Origin of the sequence: Mycobacterium asiaticum, assembly GCF_001668675.1 — a bacterium.
Lineage (GTDB): Bacteria > Actinomycetota > Actinomycetes > Mycobacteriales > Mycobacteriaceae > Mycobacterium > Mycobacterium asiaticum_D.
Genome location: NZ_LZKQ01000145.1, coordinates 1 through 26861 on the forward strand (window position 1 = coordinate 1; position 26861 = coordinate 26861).

Consider the following 26861-nt stretch of genomic DNA (forward strand, 5'->3'; position numbering starts at 1 on the left):
CCGCCGATTCCGCCGATGCCGGGATTGCCTCCTGCTCCGCCATTGCCCGCGGCCCCGCCGGACCGCCGTCGCCGCCAGCACCGCCGGCCTTACCCACACCGGGCTCGGCGTCGTTGCTCACCTCGGCTCCGCCCTGACCGCCCTTACCGCCAGCCTGGCCGGGCAACGCGCCATTGCCGCCGGCGGTGCCCGCCGTGGCGGTCCCCGACGGCGGGGCATTGTCACCGTCAGCCCCGTTCGCCGCCGGGTTCACCGGTGTCGGGTTCACCCCTGCGGCACCCGCGGCACCATCACCACCGGCACCCCCGGCACCCCCATTGCCGTGACTACCGCCAGCACCACCAGCGCCACCATCGCCGCCGTTCCCCCCACCGACAGCGGTAGCGCTGAACCCCGCACCACCCGCACCACCGTGACCGCCGGCCACCTTTGACCCCGCCGCACCCGTAGCGCCCGCGGCGGCACCGGGGCCGCCCGCAGCACCGCCCACACCACCGGCACCGACACCGCCGGCATCGCCACCGACCCCGCCCACACCACCGGTGGTCAGGGCATCACCGGCCCCGCCGGCCCCACCAACACCCGCAATCCCGGAATTACCGCCAGCACCGCCGGCGCCGCCGCTATAGAACGCCGCCGCCCTAGCCAACCCACCGGCCCCACCGGCCCCGCCGGCACCGGCGGCCAGCGTGTCGGTGCCCCCGCCGCCGAGCCCGCCAATGCCACCGGCCCCGCCAAAACCGCCCAAGATCCCGCCGGTGCCACCTTGTCCACCGGCCCCGCCCGCGGCGCCCGGGGCGCCGGCCCCGCCGGCCCCACCCAAGCCGCCATTGCCGAAGAACCCAGCATCGCCTCCGGCGCCACCGGCCTTACCGATACCGCCAGACCCGCCGTTACCGCCGTTGCCCCACAGAATCCCGCCGGCGCCACCGGCCGCGCCGGTGCCGGGGGCGCCGTTGGTGCCGTCGCCGATCAGCGGACGCCCCAAGAATGCGGTGGTAGGGCCATTGATGGCACCCAAAACGGATTGCTGCAATGCCTCCAACGGGGACGCGTTGGCCGCCTCAACGGCGGCATAGCTGGCCGCGGCCTGATTCAACGCGCGCACCAGGTCGGCTTGAAACAGCGCCGCCTGCGTGGTCAGCGCCTGATATTCCTGGCCATAGCCGGCCAGAAACGATGCGATCGCCGCCGACACCTCATCCTGCGCCGCTGCAAGCAGCGAGGTCGTCGGTTCCGCCGCTGCGGCGTTGGCGGCGCGCAGCGCCGTCCCCAGGCCCGTCAGATCCTGGGCGGCTGCCGCCACCGCCTCCGGCGAAACGGTCACGAAGAACGACATGGCTGCTCCCATCGGTAGGGAAAATGCGCGCAATTAGGGACAGCCGCCATGTCACGCACGCGGCACTCAGAAGACCCACCCGGGCCGATACTTTCGGCAGGAATGATCCCTGGATGTTAGACCCTTGTATTCAGGATGGCGACGAATCCCGGCAAATTGTTTGATTCAAGTTCACCTCGAATCAATTCCGCCTGCAAACCGCGCATCCGCAAAACTCAAACCCCGTGCAGCGCAATATCTTTCCACGCAGCGCATAGCGTGGAGTCATGGCAGAGATTGATCTGGATACGCTTTCGACGCCCGAGCACGGCTACACCGTCGACGACGAGGATGACGACGAACCGGTCCTGCTGGACCGGGACGGCAAACCCGTCGAGACCTGGCGCGAGCGCTATCCCTACGACCACCGGATGCCGCGCGACGAATACGAGTGGCTCAAACGACGGCTGCAGATCGAATTGCTGAAGTTGCAGAACAACAGCCGGAGCACCGGCACCCGGCACCTGATTCTGTTCGAGGGTCGCGACGCCGCTGGCAAGGGCGGCACCATCCAGCGATTCATGGAGCACCTGAATCCCCGGACGGCGCGGGTGGTGGCGCTGGCGAAGCCATCAGAGCGCGAACAGACGCAGTGGTATTTCCAGCGCTACATCACTCACCTGCCGGCCGCGGGCGAGATGGTGCTGTTCGACCGCTCTTGGTACAACCGCGCCGGCGTGGAGAAGGTGATGGGATTCTGCACCCCCGAGCAGCACGCTGAATTTCTGGAACAGGCACCGGCATTGGAGAAGCTTCTGGTCAAAGACGGAATCAAGCTCACCAAGCTGTGGTTCTCGGTGTCCCCACACGAGCAGCGCACCAGGTTCGCCATACGTCTTATCGACCCCGTCAAGCAATGGAAATTCTCGCCGATGGACATGGAGTCGGTGAACCGGTGGGACGCCTACACGGCCGCGAAAGAAGAAATGTTCGCCGCGACCGACACCGACTTCGCGCCGTGGATCGTGGTGAAAAGCAATGACAAGAAGCGCGCCCGCATCAACGCGATGCGACACCTGCTCGACAAGTTCGACTACGAGGACAAGGACCACGAGCTGGTGGGCGTGCCTGACCCGCTGATCGTCGGCCGTGCGCTGGAAGACTAACCGTCCAAGAACTACATTTTCACTCAGTGGTAATATTGTTCTCATGTTTCAGCAACACCCTTGCGACGCGCCATGACGCTCCTGGAGAGCGGTAACGGACTGCCCGCGCATGTACAAGGCGCCGCGGACCCGAGGTTCGGTTGCGCCGTAAGCACTTTCGCGAAGATCTTCTCCGGCGGCCCGCGCTTCGGCGGCGGCGCCCTGTCGGTCTACGTGGACGGCGAGCCCGTCGTCGACGTCTGGACCGGGTGGTCGGATCGACACGGTGACGTGCCCTGGTCAGCGAACACCGGCGCCATGGTGTTCTCCGCGAGCAAGGGAGTGGCCGCCACCGTCCTACATCGCCTGGTTGACCGCGGCAAGCTTTCCTACGACGCGCCCGTCGCGGAGTATTGGCCCGAGTTCGGCGCCAACGGCAAGTCCGAGATCACGGTGCGCGACATGCTGGCGCACAAATCCGGCCTGTCACACCTGCAAGGGGTCAGCAAGGAAGAGTTGCTCGACCACCGGCTGATGGAAGAGCGCATGGCCGCGGCACCGGTCGACCGGCATGCCGGCAGGGCCGCCTATCACGCATTCACCTACGGCTGGCTCACGTCGGGATTGGCCCGCGCGATCACCGGCAAGGGGATGCGCGAGTTGTTCCGCACCGAGATAGCCCAAACGCTGGACACCGACGGGCTGCACCTCGGGCGTCCGCCCGCCGGGGCTCCCACCAAAGCGGCGCAGATCATGTTCCCCCAGACCACCCGCGCCAACCCGTTGTTCGACCTATTGGCACCCCGACTCGCGGAATTGCCGGTGGCAGGTGGTCTGGGTGCGATGTACGTCCCCGGGATCACCTCGCTGATCCAGGGCGACACGCCCTTCCTGGACAGCGAGATTCCGTCGGTGAACGCGGTCGTGACGGCGCGCGGGCTGGCCAAGATGTACGGCGCGTTGGCCAACGACGGTCGGGTAGCCCAAACCCAGTTGCTGTCTACGGAATTGGCGGCGGGGCTGCTGGGCAAGACCAGCTTGCGCCCCGACCTGAACCTGATCGTGCCGATGTCGTTCAACCTCGGCTACCACGGATCACCGGTGCCCGGTCTCCTCCGCGGCTACGGGCACGCCGGCCTGGGCGGCACCATCGGCTGGGCCGACCCGGTCACCAAGAGCTCCTTCGCGTTCGTGCACAACCGGCTGGTCACCCCGATCCTGTTGGACCAGATCCTGTTCGTGCCGCTGATCCTGCCTATCCGGCGGGCAACCACCGCAGTCCACCAACGCGGCTTCACCGCGGTGCCGAACCTGGGCGCGCCGTATCAGACGGCTTTGGTCGCACCGACGTAGGAGAGCACCACGTCGGATTCATCGGTGATCCGGGTCAGCGTCGAGTAGGAGCGAACGAACGACTGTCCGACGCATCCGTCGATCTTCATGTGGAACTCGCTGATCATGATCCACGGATTGGGACCCTTGAATTCTTTCCTGACCACCGGCACCACCACCACGAATCCCGGCTTCATCCCGACGCTGACCACTCCGTTGTACGGCGTACTGATCAGCGGCAGGAGTTGGAACGGCTCGCCGGGCCCGAACGGCACCACCGCGCCGAGCGAGGGAGTAACGCCCCCGCCGTTGGCCATCGTGACGCCGTTGGCTGTGCTCATGTCGATGCCGCAACCGATTTCGTACCCCACTTCGAGAACGCCGTGCGGGGTTTCCGGACCGGTCAGGGAGGCGACGAATATCCCGCTGGACAGGTATTCGCGAGACGACGCGGCGGTGGTCAACGGCGCCACCGGTACGTGCTTCTCGTCCCTAGCCCCGAGCGCGAGGGTCCAGCCGTCAGGCGTCGTCACCCGGGCGGGCACACCGGGTGGTACCGCGCCGTCGGCCGACGACGCGACGCCGACCGGCTGCGAGACGGGATCGGCCGCCGCCGACGGAGAGGTCACTGGTAGCGCCAGACAGACAGCGAGAACCGCAGCACGACGAACGACCGCGGACATGCGCACCACGGGCTACACGCTAGGTACCGTCCGAGCCGGTGCGGGCTTTGCTAGCTAACCCAATCGGAGTTGTTGCGCGTTTGTAGCCGGTTTGCGACGAAGACTCGGCAGGCTCAGATTGCATCACCGTTTCGCGAGTAAGCTCAGGAATGGCCAGTCATTCGCGCCAGAGCAGAGGGGGCGGCCGATGAGCCTTCAGAAATTTGCAGCGGGAATTGCTGCTGGCCTGATTGGACTGGCGGCCGCGATCGGCAGTGCCGGCGCCGCGAACGCGGACCCCGATGACGCGGTGCCACCGATAATTGATGACTACATCATCGTCATCAACCCGCAGCTGGCTCAGGATCCCCGTTCCACCGACACCCCCAACAACTTCGGCGTCCCGGGCGCCAAGGACTGGACCGGCAGCGGAATGTTCTGCCAGAACCGAAACGCCAACTGCAAGAAGATGGGCTTCTAGTCCAGCGAAATCGGCTGCCGGACAAGGCAATCAGTAGTTCGGTGTAGTCTCGTGATGACTGCGACCGGAAGGATCTCCTGTTTTGTCCACCTGGCTCATCACCGGTTGTTCGACGGGGCTCGGTCGCGCCCTCGCCGAGGCCGTCATCGACAAAGGACACAACGCGGTCGTGACGGCCCGCGACATCGACAGCGTGAAGGACCTCGCGGACGCAGTTCCCGAGCGGGTGCTCGCGGCGACGCTGGACGTGACCGAGCCGGAGCAGATCGACAAGGCGGTGCGCGAGGCGCAGGAGCGCTTCGTTGATATCGACGTGCTGGTCAACAACGCCGGCTACGGGTACCGCGCCGCCGTCGAAGAGGGTGAGGACGACAAGGTTCGCGCCCTGTTCGAAACGCACTTCTTCGGCACGGTCGCGATGATCAAGGCCGTCCTGCCGGCCATGCGTGCCCGCGGTTCCGGCGCCATCGTCAACATCTCCTCGATCGGCGCGCAGTTGACGCCGGTGGGATCGGGCTATTACTCGGCGGCCAAGGCCGCGGTCGAAGGTATGAGCGGCGCGCTGCACGGCGAGCTTGCGCCGCTGGGGATTTCGGTCACCGTGGTCGAGCCCGGCGCTTTCCGTACCGATTTCGCCGGGCGCTCGCTGACGCAGTCGGACACTGTCATCGATGACTACGCCGAGACCGCGGGACGCCGCCGCAAAGAAAACGACACCATGCACGGTCACCAGACCGGTGATCCCGCCAAGGCGGCAGCAGCGATCATCGCCGCGGTGGAAGCGAACGAGCCCCCCGCATTCCTGCTACTTGGCCAGGACGCGCTGTTCTCCTACCGGCATATCGCCGAGCGGCGCGCCAAGGAGATCGCCGCTTGGGAGGGCCTCAGCGCGGGCACATGTCTGGACGACTGTACGTAAAGCCTTACCGGCGTTTAACATTCGTGACGAGCAGAGCGTCCAGCGAGTACCTTCCCGCACCAAGGAACACCAGCAGGAAGAAGCCGAAGCAGTAGAGGATGGCCAGGGTCCCACCGTTGCCGCCGGGCGGGTCGCCGATGGGCCATAGGGCGTGCGGTTGGTGCATCCAGAAATAGGCGACCGCCATCGTGCCGGACGCGAAGAACGCCGCGATCCGGGTGAACAGGCCCGCCGCCACAAACAATCCGGTGGTGAATTCGATGACCCCGGCGTACCAACCGGGCCATTGCAGGACCGGGATGTCCTGGCCAATCGGGACGGGCCAATCGAACAGAATCATGGAGCCGTGGCCGGCAAACAAGAGCCCGTAGACCAATCAAAACAGGCTCAGCACCGCAGGCGAATAGCCGGTGAGGCGTTGGTCGAGGTTCATACGACCCACCCTACGATCGTGACGGACGGCCTAAATGGTGGGATGCATGTCCCTTACGCCACTCACGGTCGGGGCCGAGCACCCAATAGCGTCCACGACATGCAAACGATTCCCGGCCTTGTCGATTCCGCGGTAGCTCGGGCCGCGCTTCAGCTGGCCCAATCCACCGAGCCCACATCGGTTTTTAATCACAGCGTGCGCAGCTACCTGTTCGCCGAGCTGCTCGCCGCCCGCGATGGCCTCAGCCCGCAAACCGATTACGACAGCGAAACCCTGTTCCTGGGGTCCGTCCTGCACGACCTCGGCGCCGGGACCGCCGCTGCCGGCAAGGAACGCTTCGAGGTCGAAGGTGCCGACCTGGCAGCGACCCTGCTGACCGAACACGGTTGTGACCGTGCGGTAGTGGATGCCGTGTGGGAGGCCATCGCGCTGCACAGCTCCATGGGAATCGCACACCGCCGCGGGCCGATCTGTTATCTGGTCAGCGGCGGGGTAGGCATCGACTTCGGCCGCAACGCCGACTTCATCGACGACCAGGCCGCCGAGGCCATCCACTCTCGGTACCCGCGGCTGGCCATGGCCACAACGTTGGTGGACGCCATCGCCGCACATGCCCAGCGCAGCCCGGACGCGGGAATGCCCTACACCATGGGCGGTGAGGTCTTGCGCGAACGGCGCAGTGGGGCGATCACCATGCTCGAGCACATGGCCGCGGCCGGCCGGTGGGGTAGCTGACCAGACCCGCAGAGCCCTCGTGTACATGTACAGATGCACACGAGGAGACCACATTGGCATACCTGTACCTGCTCGTCGCCATCTTCGCCGAGGTGGTGGCCACCAGCCTGCTCAAGAGCACCGACGGCTTCAGTCGGCTATGGCCGACAGTGGCCTGCCTGCTGGGGTATGCAGTCGCGTTCGCCTTACTCGCGCTGTCGATCTCGCGCGGCATGCAGACCGACGTCGCCTACGCGCTGTGGTCGGCGATAGGCACGGCCGCGATCGTGTTGATCGCGGTGATGTTCCTGGGCTCCCCCATCTCGACCGCAAAGGTGATCGGCGTCGGACTGATCATTGCCGGCGTCGTCACACTCAATCTCGGTGGCGCCCACTGAGTTGGCCGGCCGGCTCGTCCACCACGGTCGCCGCCCAGGCCAGCAGCCTCCGCCACAACCGATGCCGGCTCGACGCCATGTTGTGGCAGTGCGCGCTGCCCGACAGGATCACAGTCGTCAGGTCGGGGCTGTTGCGGTACATGGCGGCTTCGGCGCGCGGATCCGGCGAGACGTCAGTGGCGCCGTAGCCGATCAGGACCGGCACGTCGATGGTGGCTGCGTGCTCGCTGACAATGCCGGGGATCATCGCAAGGCCGAACACACGCGGCACCACCGATTTCGTTGCGGCGGAATCGGCTTCGATGACGGCGGACGGCACGTCGGGCAGATGAAACCAGCTCTGCAGATCGTCGCGGGGGCCTTCGACGTACGGCGCCGACAGCGCGGCGAGGATCTCACCGGCCAGCGCTGTCCGCCCCTGCGGCGTGGCGGCCCGGGCAATGAAGTCCGGGCTCAGATTCAGCGGCGCCACCTGCTTATTGGTGCACCCGAGTACCGCGAGCCCCGCATAGCTCGAATAGAGGGCTTGTTGGGTGATCGCCAGGTACCCGCCCAAAGAATGTGCGACGGCGACCACGGGCCGGTCGTCGCCCGTCACGTCGGGCACTGCCGAGACGACCTCGGCGAGCGTGGCCGCGATGTGGGTGAAGTCGAAATCGCTTGTCGGTTTTGAACTCTCGCCCGTGCCCAACGGATCGATCGTTAGGACCGAATAGCCGTTGCCGGCCGCGAAGTCGGCGAAGCTGTAGCCATAATGGCCCGGGACGTGCAAATCCCAGTAGTGCCTGCTGTAGGTGCCGCCGGGCAGGCAGCACAGGACGGCGCGCCCGCGGTCAGCAGTGCGCGCCGGATAGTAGGTCGCGGCCAGCGATGCCGGCTCCCCCAACGCTGCACTGACATCGAAGTCGATGCTCGATCCGGAGGTCAACGCATCGACCGCTAGGAAACCCGCGAGCCCAGCCGACCCAGATAGAGCAGCCACATGATGCCGCCGAGCACCGAGGCGACAATCGCCCACGTCTTCGCGGTATTGGACGCACTGGTCGCTTCGGCATAGCGGCCCTGTCCCCATAGCCCGTCCACCCTGGCGGCGTAGACGGTCGCCACAATGCCCGGGATGGTGCACAGGAAAATAGTGATGATCGACCACACCAGGTAATTGCTCGGCTTGCCCGCCTGCCCGTATTGCCCGTATTGCCCCGGTGGCGGATAGGCGCCATAGGGTTGCGGCGAGGGCGGTGGGTAACCGCCGCCCGGCGGCGGGTAGCCCCCGCCCGGCGCCGGGTAGCCGTACGGCTGTTGCGGCTGCGGGGGTGGGTATCCGCCGCCTTGATAGGGCGGGTACTCCCCCGGCGAAGGCTCATAGCCTCCGTACGGCGAGTAGTTATCGGGCGGTGGACCTGTCATGGCGACTCCGAACTGGAGTTAGCTGGAAAACGCGATCCATAACAGTGGCGCGGTGCGTCGGGGCCTGTCAATCCCCAGTTGGCGCTTCGCTATCGAGCTCGGGCACCGGGCCGACCAGGAGTCGCTGGATCACCGGAGCGGCCCGGCGGCTGATTTCGTCGCGGCTGAGATCGGCAATCGGCGGATTGACCAGTATGTAGCGGGTGATCGCGAGACCGATGACAAACGATCCCGTCAAACCGGTGCGCTGCACCAGGTGGTCCGGCTCGCCGTAATCAGTTTGGGCGCAACCTGTTCGGCGAACACCCTGGCGCAACGCCCCAGAAGCGATCGCTGCGCTGCCGATGGTGTTCGACGGCGTCGTCAGCCTGCGGGCCGAACAGCCCTGGTGCAGGGGTCTTGACACGCGTGATTGATCCCAGGCAACACCTGCGGTGTGATATCCGCGCCCGCACGGATGGTCGCAAACGCTGTGATCCCGCCCAGGACACACATTGCCGCTGTGATGAGTAGCGCCAACGAGTAACCGGGACCGAGTGCCTGCCCGGGGCCGGCGCTGATCCCCGCGGCCACCGGCAGCACTGCGACGGCCAATAATCCGGCGACCCTGGCGATGGCATTGTTGACCCCCGAAGCAGTGCCCGCATAGTTATCCGGGACGGCGGACAGGACTGCCGCGGTCAACGGCGCGACGGTGATCGCCAGCCCCACGCCGAACACCACCACTGCCGGCAGCACCGCGCCCAAATAAGTTGCCCCAGGGACAATCCGGGCCATCAAAGCCAAGCCCACCGCCGCCACGAGCGGGCCGACGGTCATCGGAACCCGGGGACCCGTGCGTTGCGCAACAGCGCCGGCACGCGGAGACCCGATCATGGTGATGATGGTGATCGGTAACGTCGCAACTCCGGCCGCGAGCGCGGAATAGTGCATGCTTTGCTGCAACTGCAGAACCAACAAGAACAACGCGCCGCCGACGGCGGTGTAGACGGCCAACGTAGTCAGGTTTGCGCCAGTGAACTGCGCGGAGCGAAATAGCTTCGGCGGCAACAATGGTGCCGCCACTCGCCGCTCGATCAGCGGAAACGCCACTAACCCCGCGGCGCCGACGATCGCCGCGCTCAGAACGCCGGCGGTCCAGCCACGAGCGGGAACCTCGATCAGCGCATACGTCAACCCGGCCAGGCCCACGGCGATCGTCATCGTTCCCGCGAAGTCCGGACGGCCGGTGGCGGTCGGGTCACGTGACTCGCTGAGATGGCGCGCCGCGATCCAGCCCACCGCAGCGGCGAGCGGGATATTCAATAAGAACACCAGACGCCAGGACACCGCGTCGACCAGCCACCCGCCGATGAACGGACCGAGCGCCGTCGTCGCCCCGGACGCGCCGGCCCAGACTCCTACCGCACGACCCCGGTCCGCCTCGACGATGCCGGCGTCGATCAACGCGAGACTGCCCGGCACAAGTGCGGCGGCACCGACCCCCTGCACCAGGCGGGCGCCGATCAGCCAGCCGATACCCGGAGCCAGACCGCAGGCGAGCGACGCGACGGTGAATATCGCCAGCCCGGCAACAAAGACCCGGCGGCGGCCATACCTGTCGCCGGCGGCGCCACCGGCGAGCAATAACGCGCTGAGTGTCAGCAGGTAGCCATCGAGAATCCACTGCTGATCGGGCAGGCCGGCATTGAAGTCCCGGCCAATCGCGGGAAGCGCGACGTTGACGACCGTGCCGTCCAGAAACGCGATGCCTGAGCCCAGGACCGTCGCGGCAAGCAGCCAGCGCGCACCGGCCGACGCCAACGGCAACTGACCCACCCCAGAATTGTGCGGCACGCGGCGGCGGCGATCATGCCCAGTCGGAACAAAAAGAAAGGGAAGCGGAGTTTACTCATGCAATCTCCTGCGTCCCGGTCCACCATATCCCGGCACCGGGGGCTTGCGGCAAGGCCAGGGTCGTACCGCACAATGGCTGGCCGGACCCCAGGGGGAATTGCGAATTGCAGGAATCCACTACCAGCTACGAGCACGAGCTAGAGGCCGAGCAGGGCTACGTCGATGAGCTCTATCAACGGCTCGAGAACGAACGCGCGCAGGCGAAGGCTCGCTACCGCGACGCGTTGCGGGGCGACGGAACCAGCCCGATGGACCGCGACGTCGAGGTGCGGGCGCTGGCCAGGCGGATGACGCGGCTTGATGTCGCCGACGACGGGTTGTGTTTCGGGCGGCTGGACAGCGCGTCGGGAAAACGCTCTTACATCGGCCGCATCGGCCTGCTGGATGAGAACAACGAGTACGAGCCCCTGCTGCTGGATTGGCGGGCGCCGGCGGCGCGGGCGTTCTACACCGCTACCGCCGCGCACCCGGAGGACATGCGGCGGCGCCGACAGTTCCACACCCGCGGCCATCGCGTCGTCGATTTCACCGACGAGGTCCTCGGTCGCACCGAAGCCGGTGACCAGCTCGCAGGTTCCAGCGACGCCGCCCTGCTGGCCGCGGTCAACGCGCCCCGCGGTGACGGCATGCGCGACATCGTGGCAACCATCCAGGCCGAACAGGACGAGATCATCCGGCTCGACCACTCGGGCGTACTGGTGATCGAAGGGGGGCCCGGCACCGGCAAGACTGTCGTGGCGCTGCATCGCGTCGCCTACCTGCTCTACACCCAGCGGGAGCGGATGGAACGGCACGGCGTGCTGGTGATCGGGCCCAACCCGGCGTTCTTGAACCACATCAGCCGGGTGCTGCCGTCGCTGGGTGAATCCACCGTGGTGTTCATGACCACCGGCGACCTGGTACCCGGTCTGCGCGCCACGGCCGAGGACGAGCCCGGCGTCGTCCGCCTGAAAGGTTCGCTGCAGATCCTGGACGTGCTCGCCGCGGCCATCGCCGACCGCCAACGGCTACCCGAGGATCCGTTGCGCGTCAAACTGTCCGACGTCGAGCTGCGGATCGACGCCGAGACGGCGCAGTGGGCCAGGGAGGAAGCGCGCGCCACCAAGCTCCCCCACAACGCCGCCCGGGTGGCATTCACCGACATCATCACGTGGGTGCTCACCGAGCGCGCCATCGGCAAGATCGGCCGCGGCTGGCTGACCCGGTCCGACCGGAACGCCTGGGAGAAACTTCGCGACGAGTTGATCGAGGAACTCGCGGAGAACGACGCATTCACCGCCGCGCTGGACGAGTTGTGGCCGATCCTGACCCCGGAAGAGTTGTTGTCCGGACTGCTCGCATCCCCCGAACGGCTGGAGGCCGCGGGCGCCGACCCGGCGTTGTTCCGCGAGGTCGGCGACGCCTGGACGGTGTCGGACGTCCCGTTGCTCGACGAGCTCACCGACCTGCTCGGCATCGACAAGGTGTCCAGTGAGCGAGCCCGGCTGCAGGCCGAGCAGGAACAGCGCGAAGAGGCGGCGTACGCGGCCGGCGTGCTCGATTTGATGGTCAGCCGCGAGGACCTGATGGACGACGAGGATCAGCTGCTGGCCCAGGACCTGCTCTACGGGGAGGACCTCGCCGAACGATTCGTCGAACGCGACACCCGAGAATTATCTGAACGTGCTGCCGCAGAACGGGATTGGACCTACCGGCACATCGTCGTCGACGAGGCGCAGGAACTCTCCGAAATGGACTGGCGGGTCTTGATGCGGCGCTGTCCGGCACGCTCGTTCACGGTGGTCGGCGATCTCGCCCAGCGCCGGTCCGCAGCCGGGGCGACGTCCTGGGAGACCGTGCTGAAGCCCTACGTGCCGGGCCGGTGGGTCTATCGGCCGCTGTCGGTGAACTACCGGACCCCCGCGGAGATCATGGCGATCGCCGCCGCGTTGCTGGCCGAGTATGCGCCCGCCGTCGAGCCACCGGAATCGGTGCGCGCATGCGGCGTCAAGCCTTGGTCCCGGCGGGTCAGCGACGACGAATTATCCTCCGCGGTAGACGAATTCGTCCGCGACGAAGCCCGCCGGGAGGGCACCAGCGCCGTGATCGGGCCGCCGGACGTGCCCGGCGCGGTGGCCCCTTCGGAGACCAAGGGCCTGGAGTTCGACGCCGTCCTGGTGGTGGACCCGCAACGCATCCTGTCCGAGAGCCCGCGCGGCGCCGCCGAACTGTACGTCGCCCTCACCCGCGCCACCCAACGCCTCGGCGTCCTGCATCGCGATCCGTTGCCGCCGGCGCTCAGCGGACTAAAGGCGCGGGATTCATAGCTGGCGTTCACTTGTTCGGACGGCATTTCCAGTTCGGGTGTGCAAACATCGCAACGGGACTTCGGTGCGGTATTGGCGACATTCAGGGAGGGACTCACGATGACTGATGTCGATCGGACAGGTCCAACGACCGCCACCGGGCACCTCGTCGAACCCGCGCGCACCGGCATGCAGGCACCGGCGCTGCAGCGGGCGATCGCCGACCATTTGCGCTATTCCATCGGCCGCCCGGCCGCCGCACTGCGGCCCGAGCACTACTACAAGGCGCTCGCGCTGGCCGTCCGGGACCGCATGCAGGACCGCCGGGTGGCCTCGACTCAGGTGTCCCTCGACCTCGGCCGCAAAGTGACCTGCTATCTGTCTGCCGAATTCCTGATGGGCCCCCAACTCGGCAACAACCTGCTGAACCTCCGCATGGAACGCGCGGCGCGGGACGCCCTGGCGGCGATGGGCCAGAACTACGACGAAGTGCTGGCATGTGAGGAGGAGCCGGGCTTGGGTAACGGCGGTCTGGGCCGGCTCGCCGCGTGCTACCTGGACTCGCTGGCCACCCTGGAGCGCCCGGCGATCGGCTACGGCATCCGCTACGAGTTCGGCATCTTCGACCAGGAGATCCACGACGGCTGGCAGGTCGAGCAGACCGACAACTGGCTGGACAACGGAAACCCTTGGGAAATCGCCAAACCCGACGTCAACTACCTGGTCAAGTGGGGCGGCCACGTCGAGCACTACACCGACGACGAGGGCCGCGACCGGTCCCGCTGGGTGCCGGGCCTGATGCTCAAGGGCGTCGCGTATGACACGCCCATTCAGGGATACGGCGTCAACACCTGCAACGTGCTGACGCTGTGGAGCGCGCGGGCGGTGAAGTCGTTCGCACTGGACGCTTTCAATACCGGCGACTACTACAAGGCCGTCGAGGACGAGGTGACCTCGGAGACGGTCACCAAGGTGCTCTACCCCAACGACGAGCCGGAAGCCGGCAAGCGGCTGCGACTGCTGCAGCAGCACTTCTTCGTGTCCTGTTCGCTGCAGCACGTGCTGCACATCATGGACGACCTGGCCGATGTCTCGGTGCGCGAGCTTCCGCAGCGATTCGCCCTGCAGCTCAACGACACTCACCCCTCCATCGGGGTCGCCGAGTTGATGCGGCTACTGGTCGACGAGCGTCACCTGCCCTGGGAAGAGGCGTGGGACATCACGGTGGCGACCTTCGCCTACACCAATCACACCCTGCTGCCCGAGGCGCTGGAGACCTGGCCGCTGGAAATGTTCGGGCAGTCGCTGCCCCGTCATCTGGAGATCATCTACGAGATCAACCGCCGCTTCCTCGACGAGGTCCGCATCCGGTTCCTGGGCGACGCCGAACGGGTCGGCCGGATGTCGCTGATCGGCGAGGAGGGCGGCAAGAACGTCCGCATGGCCCACCTGGCCACGGTCGGCAGCCATGCCATCAACGGGGTCGCCGCGCTGCACACCGAGCTGCTCAAAGACAGTGTGCTGAAAGACTTTTACGAAATGTGGCCGGAGCGATTCAGCAACAAGACCAACGGTGTGACGCCGCGCCGCTTCCTGGCGCTGGCCAACCCCGGACTGCGGGAGTTGCTCGACCGCACCATCGGCGAAGGCTGGCTGACCGATCTCGGCCGCTTACGCGGGCTCGAGCAGTACGTCAACGACTCGTCCTTCAGGGCGCAGTGGCGCGACATCAAACGCAGCAACAAAGCTCGGCTGGCCGCGTTCATCCGCTCGGCCACCGGTGTGGAACTGAACCCGAACTGGATTTTCGACATCCAGGTCAAACGCATCCACGAGTACAAGCGGCAGCACCTCAACGTCCTGCACATCATTGCCCTCTACTATCGGCTCAAGCAGAACCCCGGCTTGTCGATTCCGCCGCGGGCGTTCATCTTTGGCGGCAAGGCGGCGCCCGGTTACTTCATCGCCAAGCGAATCATCAAGCTGATCAACGCCGTCGCCGAGACCATCAACGCCGACCCCGAGGTCAACCGGTTCCTGAAGGTGGCCTTCATCCCGAACTTCAATGTGCAGAATGCCCATCTGATCTATCCCGCCGCGAACGTTTCCGAGCAGATCTCCACCGCGGGTAAGGAAGCCTCGGGCACCGGCAACATGAAGTTCATGATCAACGGAGCCCTGACCGTCGGCACCCTCGACGGAGCCAACGTCGAAATCCGCGAAGAGGCCGGGCCGGAGAACTTCTTCCTGTTCGGACTGACGGTGCAGGAGGTGGAAGCGCTCAAGGCCGGCGGGTACCGCCCCCAGGACTACATCGACAGCAACGACGAACTGCGCGCGGTGCTGGATCTGATTCTGGGCGGGACGTTCTCACATGGGGACCCCGAGGTGTTCCGGCCACTGGTGGACAATCTTCGCTACGACGACCCGTTCCTGGTGCTCGCCGACTTCGCCTCCTACGTGGAGTGCCAGGAGCGGGTGAGTGCGGCGTGGCTGGACGGCGAAGCCTGGACGAAGATGTCGATCCTGAACTCCGCACGCAGCGGCAAGTTCTCCTCGGACCGGGCTATCGCCGAGTACTGCGAGGACATCTGGCAGGTCTGGCCGCTGACAGTGAAGATCTGACGGCCGACGGCAAGGGTCTAGACGTCCTCGCGCGCGACGTACACCGTGACGTAACCGATCGGGATGCCGGTCCTGGCCGCGATGCACTTACGCGCCGCCAACTCCACCGCGGCCCGCCGACCGGCCCGGACGACCCCACCCACCTCGGGGATCCGGATCAGCCATCCTTCGGCGTCGCGGGTGACTTCGATATCGAAGCACTGGCCGACCGACAGGCAATGCAGGTGACGAGGGAACCGCTGGGCACGACCGCTGCGTAACGAATGTGAGCGACGCAGTGTGGGCTGGAGAGACATGGTTGCTTTCCTGAGTCGATGACGGACCGCGGGCAAGAATAATGCGACTCCTGAGCAAAACCTAATCGTCGTAGCGGGCCGCCCAGAACCGCAGGTCTATGCTTGGGCCTCGCCACCCGCCCCACCGCTACCAGCAGGGCCTAAGGAGGTCACAGTGCCGGTCGTTCTGGTGCACGGCAACCCCGAGACCGAAGCGATTTGGGGTCCGTTGGTGCAAGCGCTCGGCCGCGCGGATGTGGTGCGGTTGTCGCCGCCTGGTTTCGGCGCGCCACTGCCCGACGATTTCCCGGCGACGTTTCTGGCCTACCGTGACTGGCTCGAGGGCGAGCTGGAACAAATTTCCGGCCCGATCGACCTGGTCGGTCACGACTGGGGCGGTGGCCACGTCGTCAACGCGGTGATGCATCGCCCCGAGCTGGTCCGGAGCTGGGTCAGCGACGTAGTCGGCCTCTTTGATCCCGACTACGTATGGCATGACATGGCGCAGATCTGGCAAACACCGGGCGCGGGTGAAGAGCTGATCGAGACCATGATGGCCGGGACCGTCGAGGACCGCGCGGAGCAGCTGACCGGGCTGGGCATCACGCCCGACATCGCCACCTCGCTCGCGCAGGCGCAGGGCCCGGAGATGGGCCGGGCCATTCTGTCGCTCTATCGCTCGGCCCGGCAACCGGCGATGGCGGAGGCCGGTCACGCGCTGCCGAATGCCGCGATACGCCCGGGCCTGTCGATACTGGCAACCGAGGACGGCTACGTCGGATCAGGCACGATCCGTGGCCGCGCCGCAGGGCGCGCCGGAGCACGCACAGAGGTGCTCGACGGGCTCGGGCATTGGTGGATGGTGCAGGACCCGGCCCGCGGCGCCGAGGTGCTCACGCGGTTCTGGGCGACGCTCGACTAGCTGGTTTCCCGCTCTTCGTTGCGGGCGGCCTCGGCTTCCGAGCGACCTTTCCCTGCGGTTCGACGGTGATCGCTGGCCGCGTCGTCATGCAGATCTGTGTTGCGGCTGGGCTTGGCGCGGGCGGCCCACTCATGGCCCTCGGCGACCTGCTCGTTCAACTCGGCCGCGCGATCGCCCGCCTCTTGATCGCGTCCTTCATCCGACATGCCCCACGGAATAACCGCGCGGCGTCCTCCCAAACACGAGACTGCTTATCGAACGGCCAGTTCCAGCCGGTCCAACCGGCGCACCAAAATACTGGGCAGCCACTGTCCCACGTCGGCCGCCTCGATCCAGCTGGTGCGTTCCAGCAACATCCGGAAGACGATCTGCGCCTCTAACCGCGCCAAGGCGGCACCGATGCAGAAGTGCACACCCCGGCCGAAAGTGACGTGCCCCTTGGCGCCGGAGCGGTCGAGCCGGAATTCATCGGGTGCGTCGAACTGTGCGGGATCGCGGTTGGCCGCCCCCCACATCAGCAACAGATGAGAGTTCGCCTCGACCGGCACGCCACCCAGGGTCGTGTCGCGCCATACGTGGCGATAGTGCCCCCGGAACGGCGGCTCGTAGCGCAGCGCTTCTTCGATGAAGGCGTTGAGCAACTCCGGATTCCGCCGCAACTGCTCTTGAATCTTCGGGCGGTCGGCGAGTATCCACGCGGCACTGCCCAATAACGACGCCGTTGATTCGCCGGCGGCGCTGAACAGGGTCAGCATGATGCCCATTGCGACGGTTTGGTCGACTTCACCGGACGCATAGCGAGCGGCCATGTCAGGAATCAGCCCGGATTCAGTTGCCGGGTCAGCCTTTTCGAAGTGTTCCAAGACGTAGGTGGACAGCTCGAATGCGGCCAGGCCGGCTGTTTCGAGCTGAGCCTGGGTCACGACGCCATCGAGCAACGTCGTAGTTGCGAAGCCGAGTCGAATCAACTTGTCGACATCGGTCTGGGGCAGGCCCAGCAACTTGGCGACCACCATCATCGGTAGGCGGTTCGCCAGAGCGCCCATCCATTCGATCCGCCCGGCGTGCAGATTCTCGGTCCAAAGCCGCTCGGCGAGCTCGCCCGCGAATTCTTCGATGACGCGGACGCGCTTGGCGGACAAGTGTGGCAGCAGGATCTTGCGGTGCGCCGCATGGATCGGGTCGTCGGCGGTCGCCAACGCATGGCTCGGGCTACCCGGCTCCATCATGTCGAACGGAGCGACGGTCCCGTCCTCGCGGTAGACGATGGTCGCGGTGAGATTGGACGAGAAGTCGTCGACCCGGCTCACGGCGTCGATCAGCGCATCCCAACCGCAAACCGCGAAGAACGCCGAATCGCCGACGCGGTGCACCGGCGCCTCGGCGCGCATGCGCTCGTACAGCGGATAGGGATCCTGCAGCGCGTCCGCGCCGAAGAAGTTCACTGGGTCGTCCAGTACCGCCACGTACTCAGGCTGGACAGCAATTTGCGCCTGGTCAACGGTGGTCCATGAAGTTGATAACGACCACAAGCTCACCATGCCGGTTGCCAAATCGCTTGCACCGCATGACCTGCGCATTTAAGTGAGAAATTAATAGCCGAATGTCTCAGGATGCGAAACCCTTGCAAGCCCGGCGCGGCGGATGGAACATCGTCACATGGCGCAGACCGACTGGCTGGTGGGAGGAGACCGGCACGTCGAAGCTGCGGAGCGGATCTACGCAGCCGCGGCCGAACTGATTCTGGAAGCCGGTTACGAGGCATTCTCCATCGATGTGCTGGCGAAGCGAATCCATTGCTCTCCAGCCACCATCTATCGCCACGCCGGCGGCAAGGCAGCGATCCGGGACGCGGTCGTGAAGATCCACGCCACCCAAATCGTCGACTCCGTGCGCGAGGCCATCAGGGATCTTCGCGGTCCGGACCGCGTGGTGGCCGCGACCATCGCTGCCCTCGAACGGGTGCAGTCGCACCCGCTCAATCAGCTCTTCCGCTCCATGGACATGAACGCTGGGAGCGAATGGCTGACCAATTCGCCTGCCATCACGGGATTTGCCGCCGAAATGCTGGGTGCAGATGATGCCGACCCGCTGGCCGCACAATGGCTGATCCGCGTCTTCCTCGCACTGTGGGTGTGGCCGCTGAAGGACCCGAAAACCGAAACGGCGATGCTGCGGCGATTCTTTGCCGCCTCATTCCGCGGGATCTGACTACAGTTCGGCGCCGGTCTCCTCGACGAGCGCCTGCTGCCATGCCTGCGCGAGGTGATGCAGCATGGGTTCGTTGCGGCCGAAGACCACGTCGGCGACCCCGCCCGCCAGACCCCGCTGACACGCCTCGGCCATCGGAAAGTCCTGATTGCACAACACGTTGCACACCGCGTCCATCGACATCCGGTACCACTCGCGCTGTTGATCCGTGGTGATCGGATCCGGCGACCCGTAGGTGATGTAGATGACGCACTCCCCCGGACCACCGCCTGGGTACACCCGAAGCATCTGGTAGGAAGCGGGCGCCTCTATAAGCACACATGACGGGAACAGCCCGTAGACGACGGTGCCGAAAAACTGCTCCGGCCAGTCGGATTCGGGCACATCACGCAAGTTGACGATGTCGCGGAACGGAAAGGCCCACCGATTGTGGCGCCCGTAGGCGTCACATACCGAGTTGTTCGAAGCGATCGGGTCGAGGGTATCGGCGTGCACGTAGGGGAAGTGGTATCCCTCGAAGTTGACGTCCACGGCCAGCTTCCAGTTGGTCGCGATTTCGAAACGTCTCGTCTCGGCGTGGTGACGAGTCCCGAAGTCATACTGGGACAACGGCTCCCCGATCTCGCCCAGCGCTGCGTCGACGTCGGTTCCCGGCGCCAGGCCGACCGTGATGAGACCGGCGCGCTCGCTCACGGGCAATGGGGTCAATCCCCTGCCGTCCAGCGCGCCGGAGAACATCTTGCGGGCGGGCGCGCCGGTCAGACGTCCGTCCGTGCCGTAGGTCCAGCCGTGGTATGGGCAGGTGAACATCCTCGCGGTCCCACAACCGGCGGCCACCTGCGCGCCGCGATGCGCACACCCATTGACAAACGCACGGAGTTCGCCGTCCCTACCGCGCACCACCAGAACGGGTACGCCCAGCACGTCTTTGGTGGTGTACTGCCCAGGCGTCCCGACTTCTCCCGCCCAGCCGATCACGTGCGGGACCCGTCGCAGCATCGCGACCTCGGCATCGAAGCGCTCGCGGTCGACGAACGCCGCGCGTGGCTCGCGCCACACCTCCTCGACCGTGTCGAGGGTGTCGTTCTCGAAGTGTTTCAGCACCCGTCGGGTGAGCTCGAGCGACTCCTGCCGTGGCATGATTACTCCTTGCCTGCGTCCACCAGCGCCGCCCGTACCGCACGGCACTGGCTGGCGAAAAACCCTTGCGACACGGAGGCATTCGGGCCGATGAGGTCGAAGGCATGGAATGCCCCGTCCGCGATCTCGAGGTGGACCGGCACCCCGGCCCGGCGGAGCCGATCCGCATACGTCACGCACTCCTCGTAGAAGAGGTCCAGCGTGCCCACGCCGATCCAGGCGGTAGGCAGTCCCTGTAAATCGCAGCGCCGTGCCGGCACCGCCGTCGCGGGGTCTGCGTCCGCGAGATACCAGGTCCAGGCGAGCTGATTGTCACGTGCCGACCACATCACGCGCCGCCGTTCGTCGTCGCGCGTACGGTCGTCGAGCATCGGATAGACCATCATCTGCAGCGCCAGCCGGACGTCACCCCGATCCTGCGCGAGCTGGGCGACAGCGGCCGTGAATCCGCCGCCGGCGCTCGCACCGCCGACCCCGATCCGCGTCGGGTCCACCCAGGGCTGGTCGGCAAGCCACCGCAGCGCGGCGTAGCAGTCTTGCAGCGGCGTGGGGTACGGATGCTCGGGCGCCAGGCGGTGGTCTACGGCGACGACCGCGACATCGGTGAATTTGACCATCTTTCGGCAGAACCGGTCCTCCTGCGCGGCACAACCCATCAAGGTTCCGCCGCCGTGGATCCACAGCAGCGCGGGCATCGGCTCGGTCACCTCGGTGGGGCGGTGCACCCGTACGGTCACATCAGGATTGATGCTGGCCACCTCGACCCCACGCACGGCGCCGATGCGCCCGGCGAGTCCCATCAGCGCCCGCGGCACCCGCAGACCTCTGTGCAGTCCGTAGCCCTTGGGCAACAGCCGGGCGATCCGTCGCAGTTCCGGATCGATCGCACCGTAGTCGACGATCGCTTACCCCCTCCGTCGCGGTGACATCGCCGCTCACAATACACTTCAGAAACCTTGTATGGTCAATGGGTGACGGAACCACGGACGCTGGAGTTCGAGCTACCGCATATTCGCATGAGCGCACTCGCCTGGGGCCCGCAGGACGGCCGGTTGGCCCTGTGCGTACACGGGTTTCCCGACAGCGCACACAGTTGGCGGTACGTCGGACCGATACTGGCCGCCAAGGGCTTCCGCGTGGTGGCACCCTTCACACGCGGCTACGCCCCGACGGGCCCTGCGCCCGATGATGACTATCACCTGGGTGCGCTGATGACCGATCTGGTGGATCTGCACCGAGCCCTCGACGGCGGCGCGGACGCCGTGCTGATCGGCCACGACTGGGGCTCTTTCACGGCCAACGGTCTCGCCGCGTCGGAAGCGCCGCCGTTCGGCGCGTACGTTTCCATGGCCGCCCCGCCGGTGCGGGCTTTCGACAACTCGCGGCGCAGCCTCGCGCAGAACCTGCTGATGACGGCGATCCAGCTGCGTCGAAGCTGGTACGTGCTCTTCTTCCAGCTGCCCGGTGTTCCGGAACGGGTACTGCACCGTGCCATCCCGCGGCTGTGGCGGGATTGGTCACCGTCCGGCACCGATGTTCACGCGGACGTGGCTCGCACGCTCGCCGCGCTGCCGACGCGCGCCCATTGCAAAGCGGCCGTAGGGTACTACCGCGCCATGGTCCGCTTCACCCGTCCAGCAGCGAAATATGCTGAGCTGCACCGCTTCCGCTTCGATCTTCCGCGCAGACCCGTACTCGTACTGCACGGCGAGCAGGACGGCGCGGTCCAGGTCGGCTACCTCGACGGCGTGATCGACGCACTCCCGCCCGGCAGCCGGGTTCAGATCGTCCCGGGCGCCGGACACTTTCTCCAGGTCGACCAGCCCGAGGCCGTCTGCGCCGCCATCCTCGACTACCTCAACGGCGAATAGGGTTGGGCCGCAACTCGTAATCTTCCTTGTTCACGCGGCTCGTCCACCGCCAATAGTCGAAGATGCGGAAGCCGTACAAGGTGGGTAAACCACCGGACGCGTTCTTGTAGTAGCTACTGGAAATTGCCGGGTGGCTGTAGACCATCTGCCTCAGCCGCTCCTGGTTGCGCCGGTTGTAGTCGTCACAGGTGTCCTTGCGGGGCATCACCGATCCGAGACCGCGAGCAGCCACCATGTCAATGCATCCCATGATGTGGCGCATCTGACACTCGGAGTTGTAGATGATGCTGGCGCCGTTGACGGCGTTGGTGCCGGGCCCGTACATGCAGAAAAAGTTGGGGAAACCCGGCACGGTGACCCCGAGGTAGGCGTACGCGGAATCGCCCCAGACACTGTTGAGCTCGACGCCGTCGAGCCCGCGGACGTTGATGGGGCCTAGCTGGTGGTTGACGTCGAATCCGGTCGCCCACACCAGCACGTCCGCCGGCCGGTGCCTGCCGTCGACCGTCGTGACGCCGTCGGCGGTGATCTCGGCGATGGGCTCGGTGACCAGCTCGACGTCGTCGCGTTGCAGGGTCAGCAGCCAGGTTCCGTTGTCCTGCAAAGTCCGCTTGCCCATCGGCGGGTACTTGGGCGTGACCTTCTCCAACAGTTCCTCGTCGGTGCAGAAGGCCCGCATCCACGCGATGAACAGCTCCCGGATGGCATGGTTGGACTCGTTGCACGACAATCCGCCGTTGTCCCATGCCGGATCGATCCGCACCTGCTCGTCGAGCGCGTCAGCGATCGGCCACCAGGACACGAACCGCAGCCATCTCGCGTAGTAGGGCAGGTGGCGGATCGCCCACCTGGCGCCATCCGGGATGGCGTCGTGGTAGCTCGGGTTTGGCGCCATCCATTGCGGGGTTCGCTGATAGACGTCAACGTGTTCGGTTCGGTCGGCTATCGCCGGGACAAGCTGGAATCCGCTCGCCCCCGCGCCGATCACCGCCACCCGCTTCCCGGTCAGATCGACATCGTCCCGCCAGTCCGCGGTGTGAAACGAGGGACCTCGGAAAGTTCTGGCGCCGTTGATATTTGGAATTACGGAGTTGCTGAACTGTCCGACGGCACAAATCAGGGCACGGGCGAACAGCGTCTCCTGGCCGCCGTCAGACGACCGGATCGTCACCCGCCAGGTGGCCGACTCCTCGTTCCAGGCCGCACCAATCACCTCGGTGTTGAAGCGCACATGCGGCCCGATGTCGTGGCGATCTGCAACGTCTTGCAGGTATTGCAGGATCTCCGGTTGCTCGGCGTAGTAGTGCGTCCAGTGGTCGGTCGGTTCGAACGAGAAGGTGTAGTACTGGCTGGCGATATCCACGCGGCAGCCGGGATACCGGTTCGCCAGCCATGTTCCGCCGACCCCGGACTGCTTCTCGACGATGGTGAACGGTACGCCCGCCGCCTTCAGCTTGATTCCCGCCAGCAGACCGGCCTCCCCGCAGCCGATGACGACCACCGGGAAGTCGGCCCGCTGTTCCGGTGTGGACGCCAGCACCGGCCCGCACTGGTCGGCGTCGGTGAACCGCAGGTCCGCCGCCACGTAGTCGACGAACTGCTCGGTCACCGTGCCGGCCGATATCGCGTCGAACATCACCCGCATCTGCGCTGCGTCCGGGACGAACGGGGGCGGGCAGCCACGGTCGCGGTAGTTGCGGATCACTTCGAAAGCGCGCTCCCGCACCAGCTGCTTGTCGGGTTCGCTCATGGCTCCCTGCAGATCCATGGCGATGAGCATGAACGGCCGCGGGAGTTCGTCGAGCAGGCCTAGGTCACCCGTCATGTGCACCATCGACATCAGCAGCGCGGGCACGCTGGCCTGCTCGACGGCCGCACGTATGACGTCGTCGGAATCGTCGAAGGGCAGTCCGAGCAACGCGTTTGCGCTGAGCACGCTCCCCGCTGCGGCGCCGAGGATCGAGTGAGCCATGACAGCACCATACATTCGTTGCGGTGCGTATGGTCAAGAACACGCACCGGTGCTAATTTGGGGACGAGACGAAAGTCCCACAAGTGTCTAGCCAACGGGCCATGGACACATCGAGGCAGGGCGTAATGACTCTTCAAGTGCGACGCGTGCGATTCGACTTCGCCGGGACCGACATTCCTTTCATGTGGCATCCGCGGCGGCCGGCGTTCGCCGTCCAGTGCAATCTGATCACCTTCTTTGCACCGGGTTTCGAGAAGTTCATCGTGGATGCCACTCGTGAGGCGATCCCGTTGATCCGCGATCCCCGCGTCGCCGAAGAGGCCACCGCGTACCTGCGGCAGGAAGCTCAACACTCTGCGGCACACATGAGCCACTTCCGCGCCCTCGTTCGGCGCTGGCCGGGCCTGCAGACCACGATGGATGAGGTTCTCGCATCCTTCGAGCACCTGACGGCGACCCGGCCGCTGGCATGGCGACTGGCCTACACCGCGGTCATCGAGAACACCTTCACGCCCTACTTCAAAGTCTTCCTCGATCACGAGGACAAACTCTTCGAACCCGGTGACGAGCGGGTGGCCTCGCTGTTCCTGTGGCACTTCGTCGAGGAGATCGAGCACCGAAGTTCGGCCCTGATGGTCTATGACGCCGTCCACGGCAGCTTTCCGTACCGGGTGAAAGCGATCGGCGGCGTCCTCAAACACATCGGTGAACTGCTCGCGATCGTGTCGAGAGGCTTCCAGGAGCACGTCCCGGCTGCCGACGGCGGTTCGTACGGCCAGCTGCTCCCGGCGGGGTGGTCGCCGCGGGCGATCCGCTCGTCGATCAACGCAAGCCGCCGGCTCACCGGTCCTGGGCAAGGCACCTACTCGGGCGTGCCCAAACGGGAGATGGTCGCGATGCTGACCGGCCTGGTCCGCTCGCAGGGCCCTCACCACGATCCCGCGTACGAGAATCTGCCCCCGTTCGCCGGGCGCTGGTTCGATCGTTACGCCGAGGAACCCAAGTGCGCCGCACATTGGTATTCCGTCGGCGTGACCAGCGGTTAGAGCAGCCAGGTGACGCCGCGGCACCGATATGATCGCGCCATGCACGCGGCGCAGGTGGGCGGATAGTGGTCCGAAGTCACGGCTGGTCCGGCAACACACCGCGGTCTGACGAAGAGGCCATCACCCGGATCCTCGACGCGGCCGACGAGTTGATCGCCGAACGCGGATCGTCGATGCGTATCGCCGACGTCGCGCGCACGCTGGGCGTCACCCGCCAGACGGTGTACCGCTACTTCCCCGGCACCGAGGCGTTGATGATCGCCACCGCGATGCGTTCCGGTGACGGGTTCCTGGAACAGCTGGCCGATCACGTGCGCGGCATGACGGACCCCGCGGCGGCGATGGTGGAAGGGGTGGCTTTCGCGATCGAGCATCTCTCCGACAACCATCGGCTCGGCCTGATCCTCAGCAAGCGATCGCGCGATTCGGTGACCACCTCCCTGACCTCCGACACGGCGTTGGCCTTCAGCCGTTCGATGCTGCACCGGTATGAGGTCGATTGGGCGGCAGCCGGTTTCGATGAGCACGCACTGAGCGAGCTGTCCGAGTTCTGCCTGCGGGTGCTGTACTCATTCCTGATCGACCGCGGTCAGGCGCACCGACGCGGAGACGATCTGCGGCGTTTCCTGGCGCGCTGGATCGGGCCCGCGGTCGTCTACCCACGAATCGCCGGCGCGATGGAAACGCTGTCCGAGATGACCGCGCCGCCGCGGCGACCTCGGCGTCGTTCGGCGTCCTGACCCCTCCGCGGGGGCAAATTGGCGCGAGGTGCAGCCGAACGCTAATTTCCTGGGGTGATGTTCTCAGCTGCTGGCGCCCTCGCGCGATGGATCGCCCCGTTACTGACAGTCGCGGCCATTGCCGGCCTCGGTTTGATTGCCGACCCGGTGCAGGCCGGCCGCACCCCGGCGGTGCGCCTGGCCGCCGATGGCAACCCACTGGCCGGCATGCCGTTCTATGTGAACCCGAACTCCGCGGCCATGCGCGCCGCCCAGCACGCCGACCCGCCGAGCCCCGAATTGACCGCCATCGCCAACACCCCGCAGGCGTACTGGATCGTCCCCGGTTCCTCGGCATCGACGGTCGCCAAGTACGCCGGTGACGCGGCGGCCGCCGGCGCGATGCCCGTGTTCAGCATCTACGGGATCCCGCACCGCGACTGCGGCAGCTTTGCCGCGGGAGGGTTCGGCTCGGCGGGTGAGTATCGGAGCTGGATCGACGGCATCGCCAACGACCTGGGTTCATCGCCGGCGGCGGTCGTGGTCGAACCGGATGCGCTGGCTATGGCCGACTGCCTCTCCGGCGACCAGCGCCAGGAACGCTACGACCTGATCCGCTACGCCGTCGACGCGTTGACCCGCGACCCGAACGCGGCCGTGTATGTCGACGCCGGGCACCTGCGCTGGCACAGCGCCGAGGACATGGCCGGCCGGCTCAACCAGGCCGGCGTCGCCCGGGCCCGGGGCTTCAGCCTCAACACCGCGAACTTCTTCACCACCGGAGACGAAATTGGTTACGGCGAGGCGATCTCGGGCCTCACCAACGGCGCCCACTACGTGATCGACACATCGCGCAACGGCGTAGGGCCCGCGCCCGACTCCGCACTGAACTGGTGCAACCCCAGCGGTCGGGCACTAGGCACCCCGCCGACCGCCGCCACCGCGGGCGCGCACGCCGATGCATACCTCTGGATCAAGCGTCCCGGTGAGTCCGACGGCACCTGCGACAAGGGTGATCCGCCGGCTGGCACCTTCGTGAACCAGTTCGCCATCGATCTGGCGCGCCGCGCGGGTTAAACCGAAATCATTC

The 26861-nt window shown here is 66.2% G+C and carries 27 protein-coding genes; 14 read left to right on the top strand and 13 right to left on the bottom strand.

What is annotated here, in order from left to right:
- Positions 1-1339 (bottom strand): PE family protein (locus tag A9X01_RS31870; RefSeq protein ID WP_155772056.1); only part of this gene is annotated, 1339 nt, incomplete at its 3' end.
- A 266-nt stretch (positions 1340-1605) separates the two neighbouring features.
- On the opposite strand from A9X01_RS31870, the gene ppk2 reads away from it, so the two are divergent.
- Together ppk2 and lipL are read left to right on the top strand one after the other, a co-directional pair.
- Positions 1606-2484 carry a polyphosphate kinase 2 gene (gene ppk2 / locus A9X01_RS12460; RefSeq protein WP_065121075.1) on the top strand — a complete coding sequence of 293 codons (879 nt, stop codon included), beginning with the start codon at positions 1606-1608 and terminating at the stop codon, positions 2482-2484.
- Positions 2485-2556: 72 nt separating this feature from the next.
- Positions 2557-3816, top strand: coding sequence for an esterase/beta-lactamase LipL (lipL, locus tag A9X01_RS12465; protein ID WP_065121076.1), 1260 nt, complete (start codon positions 2557-2559; stop codon positions 3814-3816).
- On the opposite strand, the gene A9X01_RS12470 is transcribed toward lipL, so the two are convergent.
- Positions 3789-4478, bottom strand: a complete 690-nt coding sequence (locus A9X01_RS12470) for an MspA family porin (RefSeq protein WP_065121103.1) — start codon at positions 4476-4478, stop codon at positions 3789-3791. The two genes, lipL and A9X01_RS12470, sit on opposite strands and share 28 nt — an antisense overlap.
- A gap of 187 nt (positions 4479-4665) precedes the next feature.
- Between A9X01_RS12470 and A9X01_RS12475 the strand changes: the two genes are divergently transcribed.
- Positions 4666-4938, top strand: a complete 273-nt coding sequence (locus A9X01_RS12475; protein ID WP_065121077.1) for a hypothetical protein — start codon at positions 4666-4668, stop codon at positions 4936-4938.
- 82 nt (positions 4939-5020) lie between these two features.
- Entirely contained in the window at positions 5021-5857 is an 837-nt protein-coding gene (locus A9X01_RS12480) for an oxidoreductase (RefSeq protein WP_065121078.1), read from the top strand.
- 4 nt (positions 5858-5861) lie between these two features.
- On the opposite strand, the gene A9X01_RS12485 is transcribed toward A9X01_RS12480, so the two are convergent.
- Positions 5862-6233, bottom strand: a complete 372-nt coding sequence (locus A9X01_RS12485) for a DoxX family protein (protein ID WP_253849110.1) — start codon at positions 6231-6233, stop codon at positions 5862-5864.
- Between the two features lie 156 nt (positions 6234-6389).
- Between A9X01_RS12485 and A9X01_RS12490 the strand changes: the two genes are divergently transcribed.
- Together A9X01_RS12490 and A9X01_RS12495 are read left to right on the top strand one after the other, a co-directional pair.
- Positions 6390-7025 (top strand): HD domain-containing protein, encoded by a 636-nt coding sequence (locus A9X01_RS12490; RefSeq protein ID WP_065121079.1) that lies wholly within the window; start codon positions 6390-6392, stop codon positions 7023-7025.
- A gap of 53 nt (positions 7026-7078) precedes the next feature.
- Positions 7079-7402 (top strand): DMT family transporter, encoded by a 324-nt coding sequence (locus tag A9X01_RS12495; protein WP_065121080.1) that lies wholly within the window; start codon positions 7079-7081, stop codon positions 7400-7402.
- Here A9X01_RS12495 and A9X01_RS12500 read toward each other — a convergent pair.
- The 4 genes from A9X01_RS12500 to A9X01_RS12515 all read right to left on the bottom strand — a co-directional run bounded on the left by A9X01_RS12500 (position 7380) and on the right by A9X01_RS12515 (position 10627).
- Positions 7380-8330 (bottom strand): alpha/beta hydrolase, encoded by a 951-nt coding sequence (locus A9X01_RS12500; RefSeq protein WP_065121081.1) that lies wholly within the window; start codon positions 8328-8330, stop codon positions 7380-7382. The two genes, A9X01_RS12495 and A9X01_RS12500, sit on opposite strands and share 23 nt — an antisense overlap.
- An 11-nt stretch (positions 8331-8341) precedes the next feature.
- Positions 8342-8809, bottom strand: a complete 468-nt coding sequence (locus A9X01_RS12505) for a CD225/dispanin family protein (RefSeq protein ID WP_065121082.1) — start codon at positions 8807-8809, stop codon at positions 8342-8344.
- A 67-nt stretch (positions 8810-8876) separates the two neighbouring features.
- Positions 8877-9062 carry a TetR/AcrR family transcriptional regulator gene (locus A9X01_RS32365; RefSeq protein ID WP_065121083.1) on the bottom strand — a complete coding sequence of 62 codons (186 nt, stop codon included), beginning with the start codon at positions 9060-9062 and terminating at the stop codon, positions 8877-8879.
- A gap of 110 nt (positions 9063-9172) precedes the next feature.
- Entirely contained in the window at positions 9173-10627 is a 1455-nt protein-coding gene (locus tag A9X01_RS12515; RefSeq protein ID WP_081282351.1) for a DHA2 family efflux MFS transporter permease subunit, read from the bottom strand.
- Between the two features lie 182 nt (positions 10628-10809).
- On the opposite strand from A9X01_RS12515, the gene helR reads away from it, so the two are divergent.
- Positions 10810-13011, top strand: a complete 2202-nt coding sequence (helR, locus tag A9X01_RS12520) for an RNA polymerase recycling motor ATPase HelR (protein ID WP_065121085.1) — start codon at positions 10810-10812, stop codon at positions 13009-13011.
- 99 nt (positions 13012-13110) lie between these two features.
- Positions 13111-15615 carry a glycogen/starch/alpha-glucan phosphorylase gene (locus tag A9X01_RS12525; protein ID WP_065121086.1) on the top strand — a complete coding sequence of 835 codons (2505 nt, stop codon included), beginning with the start codon at positions 13111-13113 and terminating at the stop codon, positions 15613-15615.
- A 17-nt stretch (positions 15616-15632) separates the two neighbouring features.
- On the opposite strand, the gene A9X01_RS12530 is transcribed toward A9X01_RS12525, so the two are convergent.
- Positions 15633-15839, bottom strand: coding sequence for a long chain fatty acid-CoA synthetase Faa4p (locus A9X01_RS12530; RefSeq protein ID WP_172832504.1), 207 nt, complete (start codon positions 15837-15839; stop codon positions 15633-15635).
- A 226-nt stretch (positions 15840-16065) separates the two neighbouring features.
- Here A9X01_RS12530 and A9X01_RS12535 point away from each other — a divergent pair, with 226 nt between their 5' ends.
- Positions 16066-16812, top strand: a complete 747-nt coding sequence (locus tag A9X01_RS12535; RefSeq protein ID WP_065121087.1) for an alpha/beta fold hydrolase — start codon at positions 16066-16068, stop codon at positions 16810-16812.
- On the opposite strand, the gene A9X01_RS12540 is transcribed toward A9X01_RS12535, so the two are convergent.
- Positions 16809-17018 (bottom strand): hypothetical protein, encoded by a 210-nt coding sequence (locus A9X01_RS12540; protein ID WP_065121088.1) that lies wholly within the window; start codon positions 17016-17018, stop codon positions 16809-16811. The genes A9X01_RS12535 and A9X01_RS12540 overlap by 4 nt on opposite strands.
- Before the next feature lie 45 nt (positions 17019-17063).
- The gene (locus A9X01_RS12545) at positions 17064-18278 is read right to left on the bottom strand and encodes a cytochrome P450 (protein ID WP_065121089.1); all 1215 of its coding nucleotides are present in this window, start codon (positions 18276-18278) and stop codon (positions 17064-17066) included.
- Positions 18279-18471: 193 nt separating this feature from the next.
- Here A9X01_RS12545 and A9X01_RS12550 point away from each other — a divergent pair, with 193 nt between their 5' ends.
- Positions 18472-19023, top strand: a complete 552-nt coding sequence (locus tag A9X01_RS12550; RefSeq protein WP_065121090.1) for a TetR/AcrR family transcriptional regulator — start codon at positions 18472-18474, stop codon at positions 19021-19023.
- Here the strand turns inward: A9X01_RS12550 and A9X01_RS12555 are convergent, their stop codons facing one another.
- Positions 19024-20163, bottom strand: a complete 1140-nt coding sequence (locus tag A9X01_RS12555) for an aromatic ring-hydroxylating oxygenase subunit alpha (protein WP_081282352.1) — start codon at positions 20161-20163, stop codon at positions 19024-19026.
- Positions 20164-20165: 2 nt separating this feature from the next.
- The gene (locus A9X01_RS12560) at positions 20166-21065 is read right to left on the bottom strand and encodes an alpha/beta hydrolase (RefSeq protein WP_065121091.1); all 900 of its coding nucleotides are present in this window, start codon (positions 21063-21065) and stop codon (positions 20166-20168) included.
- Positions 21066-21134: 69 nt separating this feature from the next.
- Between A9X01_RS12560 and A9X01_RS12565 the strand changes: the two genes are divergently transcribed.
- Positions 21135-22034 carry an alpha/beta fold hydrolase gene (locus tag A9X01_RS12565; protein ID WP_065121092.1) on the top strand — a complete coding sequence of 300 codons (900 nt, stop codon included), beginning with the start codon at positions 21135-21137 and terminating at the stop codon, positions 22032-22034.
- Here the strand turns inward: A9X01_RS12565 and A9X01_RS12570 are convergent.
- Positions 22021-24006, bottom strand: a complete 1986-nt coding sequence (locus A9X01_RS12570) for a flavin-containing monooxygenase (RefSeq protein ID WP_065121093.1) — start codon at positions 24004-24006, stop codon at positions 22021-22023. The two genes, A9X01_RS12565 and A9X01_RS12570, sit on opposite strands and share 14 nt — an antisense overlap.
- Before the next feature lie 125 nt (positions 24007-24131).
- Here A9X01_RS12570 and A9X01_RS12575 point away from each other — a divergent pair, with 125 nt between their 5' ends.
- The 3 genes from A9X01_RS12575 to A9X01_RS12585 all read left to right on the top strand — a co-directional run bounded on the left by A9X01_RS12575 (position 24132) and on the right by A9X01_RS12585 (position 26848).
- Positions 24132-25052, top strand: coding sequence for a metal-dependent hydrolase (locus A9X01_RS12575; RefSeq protein ID WP_065121094.1), 921 nt, complete (start codon positions 24132-24134; stop codon positions 25050-25052).
- A gap of 65 nt (positions 25053-25117) precedes the next feature.
- A complete protein-coding gene (locus tag A9X01_RS12580; protein WP_065121095.1) occupies positions 25118-25792 on the top strand; it encodes a TetR/AcrR family transcriptional regulator in 675 nt (224 codons plus the stop codon).
- 54 nt (positions 25793-25846) lie between these two features.
- Positions 25847-26848: a glycoside hydrolase family 6 protein gene (locus A9X01_RS12585; protein WP_065121096.1), complete on the top strand. Its 1002-nt coding sequence runs from the start codon at positions 25847-25849 to the stop codon at positions 26846-26848.
- The last annotated feature ends 13 nt before the right edge of the window (positions 26849-26861 follow it).

Bases quoted from the DNA above. Each gene is read 5' to 3' on its own strand.
- A9X01_RS12490 (WP_065121079.1), top strand. From the start codon at position 6,390: ATGCAAACGATTCCCGGCCTTGTCGATTCCGCGGTAGCTCGGGCCGCG.
- A9X01_RS12470 (WP_065121103.1), bottom strand. From the start codon at position 4,478: ATGTCCGCGGTCGTTCGTCGTGCTGCGGTTCTCGCTGTCTGTCTGGCG.
- A9X01_RS12570 (WP_065121093.1), bottom strand. From the start codon at position 24,006: ATGGCTCACTCGATCCTCGGCGCCGCAGCGGGGAGCGTGCTCAGCGCA.
- A9X01_RS12555 (WP_081282352.1), bottom strand. From the start codon at position 20,163: ATGCCACGGCAGGAGTCGCTCGAGCTCACCCGACGGGTGCTGAAACAC.
- A9X01_RS12540 (WP_065121088.1), bottom strand. From the start codon at position 17,018: ATGTCGGATGAAGGACGCGATCAAGAGGCGGGCGATCGCGCGGCCGAG.
- ppk2 (WP_065121075.1), top strand. From the start codon at position 1,606: ATGGCAGAGATTGATCTGGATACGCTTTCGACGCCCGAGCACGGCTAC.
- lipL (WP_065121076.1), top strand. From the start codon at position 2,557: ATGACGCTCCTGGAGAGCGGTAACGGACTGCCCGCGCATGTACAAGGC.
- A9X01_RS12525 (WP_065121086.1), top strand. From the start codon at position 13,111: ATGACTGATGTCGATCGGACAGGTCCAACGACCGCCACCGGGCACCTC.
- A9X01_RS12575 (WP_065121094.1), top strand. From the start codon at position 24,132: ATGACTCTTCAAGTGCGACGCGTGCGATTCGACTTCGCCGGGACCGAC.
- A9X01_RS12475 (WP_065121077.1), top strand. From the start codon at position 4,666: ATGAGCCTTCAGAAATTTGCAGCGGGAATTGCTGCTGGCCTGATTGGA.
- A9X01_RS12550 (WP_065121090.1), top strand. From the start codon at position 18,472: ATGGCGCAGACCGACTGGCTGGTGGGAGGAGACCGGCACGTCGAAGCT.
- A9X01_RS12505 (WP_065121082.1), bottom strand. From the start codon at position 8,809: ATGACAGGTCCACCGCCCGATAACTACTCGCCGTACGGAGGCTATGAG.